The organism is Brevundimonas sp. (genome assembly GCF_016463485.1).
Taxonomy (GTDB): domain Bacteria; phylum Pseudomonadota; class Alphaproteobacteria; order Caulobacterales; family Caulobacteraceae; genus Brevundimonas.
The window spans coordinates 33,751-41,157 of record NZ_JAEMRD010000015.1 but is presented as its reverse complement, the minus strand read 5'-3'; the positions used below and the strand labels follow the sequence as shown (position 1 = coordinate 41,157).

The 7,407-nt window shown below is 61.7% G+C and carries 5 protein-coding genes; all 5 read right to left on the bottom strand.

Annotated features, from left to right (window positions below; genetic code table 11):
• Positions 1–205 precede the first annotated feature (205 nt).
• Positions 206–2,620, bottom strand: a complete 2,415-nt coding sequence (locus JHC99_RS04310) for a TonB-dependent receptor (protein ID WP_292152228.1) — start codon at positions 2,618–2,620, stop codon at positions 206–208.
• Positions 2,621–2,873: 253 nt separating this feature from the next.
• Positions 2,874–3,728: an enoyl-CoA hydratase-related protein gene (locus JHC99_RS04305; protein WP_292152227.1), complete on the bottom strand. Its 855-nt coding sequence runs from the start codon at positions 3,726–3,728 to the stop codon at positions 2,874–2,876.
• Entirely contained in the window at positions 3,725–4,879 is a 1,155-nt protein-coding gene (locus JHC99_RS04300; RefSeq protein WP_292152230.1) for an acyl-CoA dehydrogenase family protein, read from the bottom strand. The genes JHC99_RS04305 and JHC99_RS04300 overlap by 4 nt, the downstream gene beginning before the upstream one ends.
• Before the next feature lie 12 nt (positions 4,880–4,891).
• Entirely contained in the window at positions 4,892–6,097 is a 1,206-nt protein-coding gene (locus JHC99_RS04295; RefSeq protein WP_292152226.1) for an acetyl-CoA acetyltransferase, read from the bottom strand.
• A gap of 1 nt (position 6,098) precedes the next feature.
• Complete coding sequence (locus JHC99_RS04290; RefSeq protein WP_292152225.1) at positions 6,099–7,382, bottom strand: OB-fold domain-containing protein; 1,284 nt, start codon at positions 7,380–7,382, stop codon at positions 6,099–6,101.
• Between the last annotated feature and the right edge of the window lie 25 nt (positions 7,383–7,407).

Sequence of the window (7,407 nt, the reverse complement as noted above, 5' to 3'; positions counted from 1 at the left end):
GCCCAGACCCGAAGCCCCACCCGTCACCACCGCCGATATGTCGGAAGTTATCTTCATGGTCTCTGTCCTCAGTAGCGCTGCCAAAAGAGGAGGCGCTGGTCTTCGATCAATCGCTCGTCACAAGAGTGAGCTGATCAGGGGTGGGCGTCACGAAGAAGGCCCCGGCATGGGCCGGGGCCTCCCCTGGTGACATTATGACGGGGGCTCAGAACTTCATGCCCAACTCGACGCCGACAATGCGCGGCGTTCCGGGGACGGCCAGATTGTAGCCCGCCAACGTGCCCAGACCGATGCCGCCGACATAGTATTCCTCGTCGGTCGCGTTCTTGGCGAAGACTGCGGCTTCGATGTCCCGACCAAACAGATTGTCGATGCTGAGCCGCAGATTGAGGAGGGCATAAGAAGGAATCTCCGTGCCCGGTGCGCCCGTCTCGCCGAAGTTCGAGAAGTAGGAGGACGACTGGGCATAGCCATCGGCCCTGAACTTCACGGTGCTGCCGTTCTGTCCGACCGGTGCATTAAGTTCGACGAAGGCGCTACCCGAATTCTCGGCGATATCTGCGAAGGTCGAAAACTCCAGGAAGGTGGAGAAGATCGTCAGCGATTTCGGGCCGGTGTAGGAGGCGTCGGTGTAGCTGTATGCGCCACCGATCCGCAGCCAGGCCGTTGGTTGGAAATCCCCGTCGATCTCGGCGCCCTTGTACTCGGCGCCTGGTGCGTTGACGGTCACGGCCGAAGGTCCAAACGTCGGGTTGGTGACATAGGCCACGCGCTGGACGTCATCGACCCAGCTTTGATAGGCAGCAACGTTGAAACGGACAGGAACCCCGCCGACTTCGCCACGGAACTTCATGCCCAGTTCGACGTCCTCGATGGTCTCGGGGTCGAACTTGTTACCCCCGGCCGTTGCGAGAGCATTGATCGGAGGGGCCGAATAGTTGAAGCCGCCGCCGCGCCAGCTGCCCCGGTAGTTGGCGTAGAAGAACAGGTCAGGTGTGGCCTGATAATCGACGCCAAGGATCCAGCTGGGCTTCGACGCTTCGACATCTTCGTCAACAGGACCGGGAAATACGGGAGCAAACCCGGAAAGGGCCGTGAAATCGTTGGTTTCCTGCGTGTAACGAATGCCACCGGTAACGCCGAGTCCGGGAACGAAGGCATCGAGTTTGTATGATGCCTGAGCGTAGGCGCCGATGCTTTCGGTCTCCGTTTCACCGAACAAGCGATTGCTGATCGGCAACGATAGCGCGCCGAATACCGGCCCGAGGATCGGGTTCGCGACCGGCCCGAGATCGAAATAGGTGAAATCCTGACCGGAAAGCCGCTTCTCGTATGAGTAATAAACGCCGGCGATATAATCGAGATTTCCGGCGTAGGCCTTGCCGGAGATATTCAATTCTTCGGACCAACCCTTGCTCTCGTTGGTTGTTTCGAGGCGTTGATAGAAAGGAAAGGCGCTTCCATCCTCATCGATCAAGGTGATGTTTTCATTGTTGCTGTAGCCGATGATGTTCTTGATCTGGGTGTCCGGCCCCAGGTCATAAGTCGATGTGTTGATAATATAGTAGCTGCTTGCGTCCAGACCGGTCGGCCCGTTGATCGAGGCGAAGCGGGTACCACGGGCCCGTTGGAGGGCTGCGGCTTCAAGGAGGCCGCCCTGTGTGGTGCCGGGGTTGGCCGCAAGCAAGGCTGCATAAGCGCCCGGACCTGCAAGGCTGTCGAGAATGGAGCTGTAGAAGGTTGGTCCGAGCGTACTCAGGGGGCGCCCATCGGGCCCGACCGATCCCGGTGCATAGGCGGAGTAGATGGTAAGGGCATCGCCGTCGCCTTGGGACTCGTTATATTCGACGACAGTCGTGGACTCGAAGGCATCGGTCGGTTTCCAGCGCAGAGACGCGCGAACCGAATTGCGGTCGACATTATTCATGTCTCGGTTGGTGATGAGGTTTCGTACGAAGCCATCGCGGCGCTCCACGGATCCGGCGAGGCGCAGAGCCAGGGTGTCGCTCAGGGGCAGGTTCACCGCGCCCTCGACTTGTCTGAGGTTGAAGTCGCCTAACCGGCCGCGGACGGATCCAGAAACCTCATCGAACTCCGGCTTGGCGGTTGCGTACAGGACTGCGCCGCCGGTCGTGTTACGTCCAAACAGGGTGCCCTGCGGCCCCTTGAGGACCTGAACGCCTGCAAGGTCGTAGAAGGAGCCGGCGCTCAGGGCTGTGGTTTGAAACTCGTTGACGTAAGTGAGCACGCCGGGTTGTGACGTACTGAATGCGTCAACCGACTGGCCGCGAACGGCGTAGTTAAACTGGCTGCTGCCCTGAGTGGACCGAACGATCAGGCCGGGCGTCGCCGTCTGGAGATCGGCTTGGGTGGTGATGTTCTGCGTAGTCAGCGATTCCGCGCTGATGGCGGCAACCGCCACCGGGACCCTGGCGAGCGATTCCGAGCGCCTGCGCGCCGTGACGACGATGTCGTCCACGGTGCTGGTCTGCTCCGGAGCAGATTGGGGCGACGCCGGTGGCGCGCTTTGTGCATAGGCACTCGAGCCCAAGATCGCCGCCATCGCCGTGCCGGTGGCGAGCAGTGCGCGTGAAAACCCAAATTTCGTGAAGCCTTGCATCCTGTGTTCCCTCTCATTGGCTCGCGTTCTCTGCCGCGATGCCTTCCATTGACGCTGTGAATGACCAATCCAAGTGTGGCCTGATCGGTCCAACCTCTGCGCGTTCAGATGACATTGACGATCAAATTGCGATCCTGTCAACGCATATATGGTGCGCAAAAACTAGAATCCGCCCCCATCGTTATAGTTTTTGCGGCGCAACATGGTGTGATTGTGACGGTAATCGGGTGAGCGCGGACTGGGCCGAACGAGGTCAGTCACCTGTGAAACAGGGAGACCTTTTTTCCTTCGCGCTAAGCAGTGCTTCGGCGAAATCGGCGCTGGAGAAACTGTCGATGAGCAGGGCGTGAGCCTCCCTCGCGCTGTCGCCGAAACTGGCGTGCTGTCCGGTCCAGAGTTGCTGTTTGATCAGACGTGTCGAGCGTGGCGAAGCCGTCGCGGCCATCTTGCGCGCATAAGCGATCACCTCCTCCCTAAATGTTTCGTCGGGGATGACCCGGGTTATAAGGTTGATCTCCCTAGCTTCCTGGGCATCGATGCGACGTCCTGAAAGGAGGATGTCCGAGGCTGCATTCATGCCGACTATCCGGGGGAGCAACCATGCTAGGCCGTATTCTGCGACAAGGCCTCTTTGCGTAAAGCCGGCAAGGAAGACCGCGCTCTGTGCTGCGAACCGGATATCGCAGGCGCAGGCCAACAAAAGCCCCATGCCCGCCGCCGCACCGTTGACCGCCGCGATGACCGGCTTGCGCAGGGCGATCGGGATGACCAATCCGTTCGCCGTCTCGGGCTGCGGAATGTCCAGCGCATCAAATTTCGGATCCCGATCATCCGGCCCGCGGCGCTTGTAAGTCGAGCCGCCGGTCGATGACAGATCACCTAGCCTTTCGACATCTGCGCCGGCGCAGAACCCGCGTCCTGCGCCCGTCAGGACGACGACACGAACGTCATCATCCAGACCTGCCCGGATGAAGGCTCGGTCGGCCGCTTCATACAGATCGGCGTTGAACGCGTTCAATCGGGCGGGCCTGTTCAACTCGATCAGCGCGACGCCCTGATCAACCGAATAGTTGAGGCATTCATCCGCGGACGGAACGGGATCCGTCACGCGGCGGCCGCCCGTGCAAGCACTTCCTTGCCAATGATCAGTTGCTGGATCTGGGTCGTGCCTTCGTATATCCGGAAGATTCTGACGTCGCGATAGAACCGCTCGACCGGGCTGTCCGTCATATATCCTGCCCCGCCGTGTATCTGCACCGCCCGGTCAGCGATCCGACCGACCATTTCGGAGCAAAACAGCTTGGCGCAGGAAGCCTGAAGCGAAACCCGCTCGCCGCTGTCGTAGCGGCGGGCCACGTCCGATAGCATGCATTCCGCAGCGTAGAGATCGGCCTGGCTGTCGGCGATCATGGCTTGAATCAGCTGGAAATTTCCGATCGGTTCGCCGAACTGGCGGCGCGTGACGGCATAGGTCGCTGCCTCGTGCAGGATTCGCCTAGCCTGACCTACGCAGACCGAGGCCACGTTGATCCGCCCGCGATCCAGCGTCTTCATCGCGGTGATGAAGCCCTTGCCTTCCTGTCCGCCCAGAAGCGCCAAGGCGGGTATGCGCGCGTCGTCGAAGTAGACGTCGGCGACCAACGCGCCGCGTTGCCCCATCTTGCGCTCCTTCTTGCCGATCCGCATGCCTGGCGTGCCGGCTGGGACCAGAAAGGCGCTGATATGCCCGTTCTTCGGCAACTTCTCCTCAGACGTGCGCGCCATGACCAGGAAGAGTCCTGCGACCGGGGCGTTGGTGATGTATCGTTTCGTCCCCGTAAGGATGTAGTCGTCGCCATCGCGGACGGCGCGCGTCTGGAGCGCCGCACTGTCGGAGCCTGAGTCCGGCTCCGTCAGACAGAAACTGGTGACGACCTCGCCGCTCGCGATCTTGGGAAGCCAGAACGCCTTCTGCTCCGGGGTGCCATCCATCAGGATGCCTTGGGACCCGAGACCCAGGTTCAGGCCGAAGATGTTTCGGAACGCCGCCGAGGCCCAGGTGATCTCCTTGACGATCTCGATTTCTTCCGAAGACCCTAGCCCAAGCCCGCCGTACTCCTCTGGGGTTGTCAGGGAAAAGAGGCCCATTTCCCGGAAGTCAGCGATGATCTCGTCCGGAATGGCGTCCTGTTCAGCGACCTGTTCCTCGAGCGGAACCAGTTTTTCGCGCGTGTAGCGGCGCACGGTGTCCACGAAATGCGCCAGAGTTTCCTTGTCCATCGATGACATGACCTATGCTCCTTCGAGACCGACGATCGCGATGGCCGCGACGTTCTGATTGGGCATGCCGCCCAGATTGTGTGACAGGCCGAAAACCGGAGGTGTGCTGCGTTGCCGATCACCGGCGCGGCCCAGTAGCTGGAGATAGTTTTCGTAGATCATCCGCAGGCCCGAAGCCCCGATCGGATGACCGAAGCATTTCAACCCACCATCGATCTGGCACGGATTGGCCCCGTCGGCGTCGAACCGGCCGTCGAGAACATCCTTCCAGCCCTGACCCTCTTTGGAGATGTGGAGATCCTCCATCGTCACCAGTTCAGTGATGGAAAAGCAGTCGTGGACCTCCATCAGGCTGATCTGCGCGCCGGGGTCTGTGATGCCGGCTTCCTGATAGGCGCGTGTCGCCGCCACCCGTGTCGTGTGGACATAGCTGCCGTCCCAGCCGGCGCCTTGCAGTTCCCAGCCGTTCGACACCGCGAGTTGCAGCGCCTTGACCGTCACCAGATCCTTCTTGCCCAGGGCGCGGGCGATCTCGGGCGTGGTGACGATCGCCACCGATGCACCGTCTGAGACGCCGCAACAGTCGTACAGCCCCAAGGGATCGGCGATCATCGGCGCGTTGAGCACCGTGTCGATGTCGATCACCTTACGCAGGTGAGCCTTGGGGTTCTTGGCGCCGTTTGCGTGGCTCTTGACCGAAATATGGGCCATGGACCGCTTCAAGTCGGCACGATCGATGGCGTGCCTGGCCTGGTAGGCGGAGCCTAGCTGGGCGAAGCTGCCCGGCGCCGAGCCGACGACCCCGATCATGTCCAGCATGGTGCCGCGCGTGCGCACCGGCAGGCCGCCGTAGCCGGTGTCCTTCAGTTTCTCGACACCGACGGCAAGAGCGATGTCTGCGGCCCCGCTCGCTACCGCATAGACCGCCCCACGGAACGCTTCGGTCCCACTGGCGCAGAAATTTTCAACCTTGGTCACGGCAATGTTCGGCAACCGCAGCGCCATCGCCGCCGGGACGCCGGAGGGGCCGATGTTCATTGCGTCGAAACCGACGGAAAGCCACGCCGCGTCGATCTGGCTCGTTTCGATCCCCGCATCGCCGATCGCCTCCAGATAGGCCTCGACCATCAACTGCTCGGCGTCGTCGTTCCAACGCTCGCCAAATCTGGCGCATCCCATCCCGAGGATGGCGACCTTGTCCCTGATGCCACTGGCCATCTCAGTTGCTCCCTGCGGTTGGGACCGCCTTCCAGAAATATTTGACGAAGCCGCTGCGCTCGTCGGCCGCCTTGATGCGGAACATCATCTGCATGGTCGCGCCGACGCTGACGGTGTGGGCGTCGCAGTCGGTGAACTCGGACCACATCCGGCCGCCCCCTTCGAATTCGATCATGCCGTAGAAATTCGGTGGATCCGGCGTGTAGGTCAGGCTGTCCGCCGTGAAGGTCATGATCCGTGCGGCCTTGTCCGACAGCGGGTAGTCTTCCTGCGTCCCCCGTCGCCCAACACCCTGAGAGACGCTGATTTCAGAGCGGGGAAACTGCACCGCGCCGGTCTCTGTGCAACGGCTTCCCACCAGGCCCAGCACGGTCTTGCGGTTGCGGTACAGAGCGGTCAGCACGGGCTTCTGTTCGAAGTCGGCGCGCTTGCCGAGTTCCAGCTTCAAGGCCCCGGTGAAGGTCAGGTATTTGAGATAATTCGTGTCCGTGCGCGCCCTTGCGAGCGCCTCCGAGACCGGTTTCCGCCGAGCTGCGTCCGTGGCCTCTAGCACCAGGACATCGACGCCCTGTCCAAAGCCGACGACCAGCAGAACCTCACCAGCCCTTGCGTCCTCGAGGGCATGAGCCAGAAGCAACAACGGATGAGCCGATCCGGCATGGCCGACGCTCAATGAAAGGTCGTCGGCAACCGAGGCAACCGGTACCCCAACCGCCTTCGCAATAGATATTCCCACGCCCCTGCCGGGCATCCCAACGATAAGCTTCGACACGGCGTCGGCCTGAATGCCGGCACGTTCAAGCGCGCTGCGGATAGCCTTAACTGTCAGCGCCAACCCTTCGTCACGAACCCAACGCGCTTCCCAACCCTGTCCGTAGGCGTCATTCTCGCCGCGGAAATGATCGACCAGATCCACCGACAGGCTGAAGGACCCGATCAGTCTGGCGATGCCGTCTTCCGGCCCGACCAACAGGGCTGCGGCCGCGTCGCCATTCGTCAACTCGTCTTCGGAGGCAGGTCGAGCGCGTCGACGCTCCGAGCCGATGACCAGCACGGCCTTCTCGCTGGCGGTCGCGGTGGCGAAGGCCTGTAGAAGCGCGCCCGTACCCGCTTTCTGACTCATGCCGACATCAAGCGTGCCCGTGTCGTCCCCCAGATTGAGCGCCTCCTTGACGATCCCCGCATTCTGGCGATCGGCATAGGGAAAGCTGGTCGATGCCAGGATCAGATCACCGGTCGCCACCGGCGCTGCCTGAAGGCACGACCGCGCGGCCTCGACCGCCATGGTCACCACATCTTCGTCCCAGTTG

Bases quoted from the DNA above. Each gene is read 5' to 3' on its own strand.
- JHC99_RS04310 (WP_292152228.1), bottom strand. From the start codon at position 2,620: ATGCAAGGCTTCACGAAATTTGGGTTTTCACGCGCACTGCTCGCCACC.
- JHC99_RS04300 (WP_292152230.1), bottom strand. From the start codon at position 4,879: ATGGACAAGGAAACTCTGGCGCATTTCGTGGACACCGTGCGCCGCTAC.
- JHC99_RS04295 (WP_292152226.1), bottom strand. From the start codon at position 6,097: ATGGCCAGTGGCATCAGGGACAAGGTCGCCATCCTCGGGATGGGATGC.
- JHC99_RS04290 (WP_292152225.1), bottom strand. From the start codon at position 7,382: ATGGCGGTCGAGGCCGCGCGGTCGTGCCTTCAGGCAGCGCCGGTGGCG.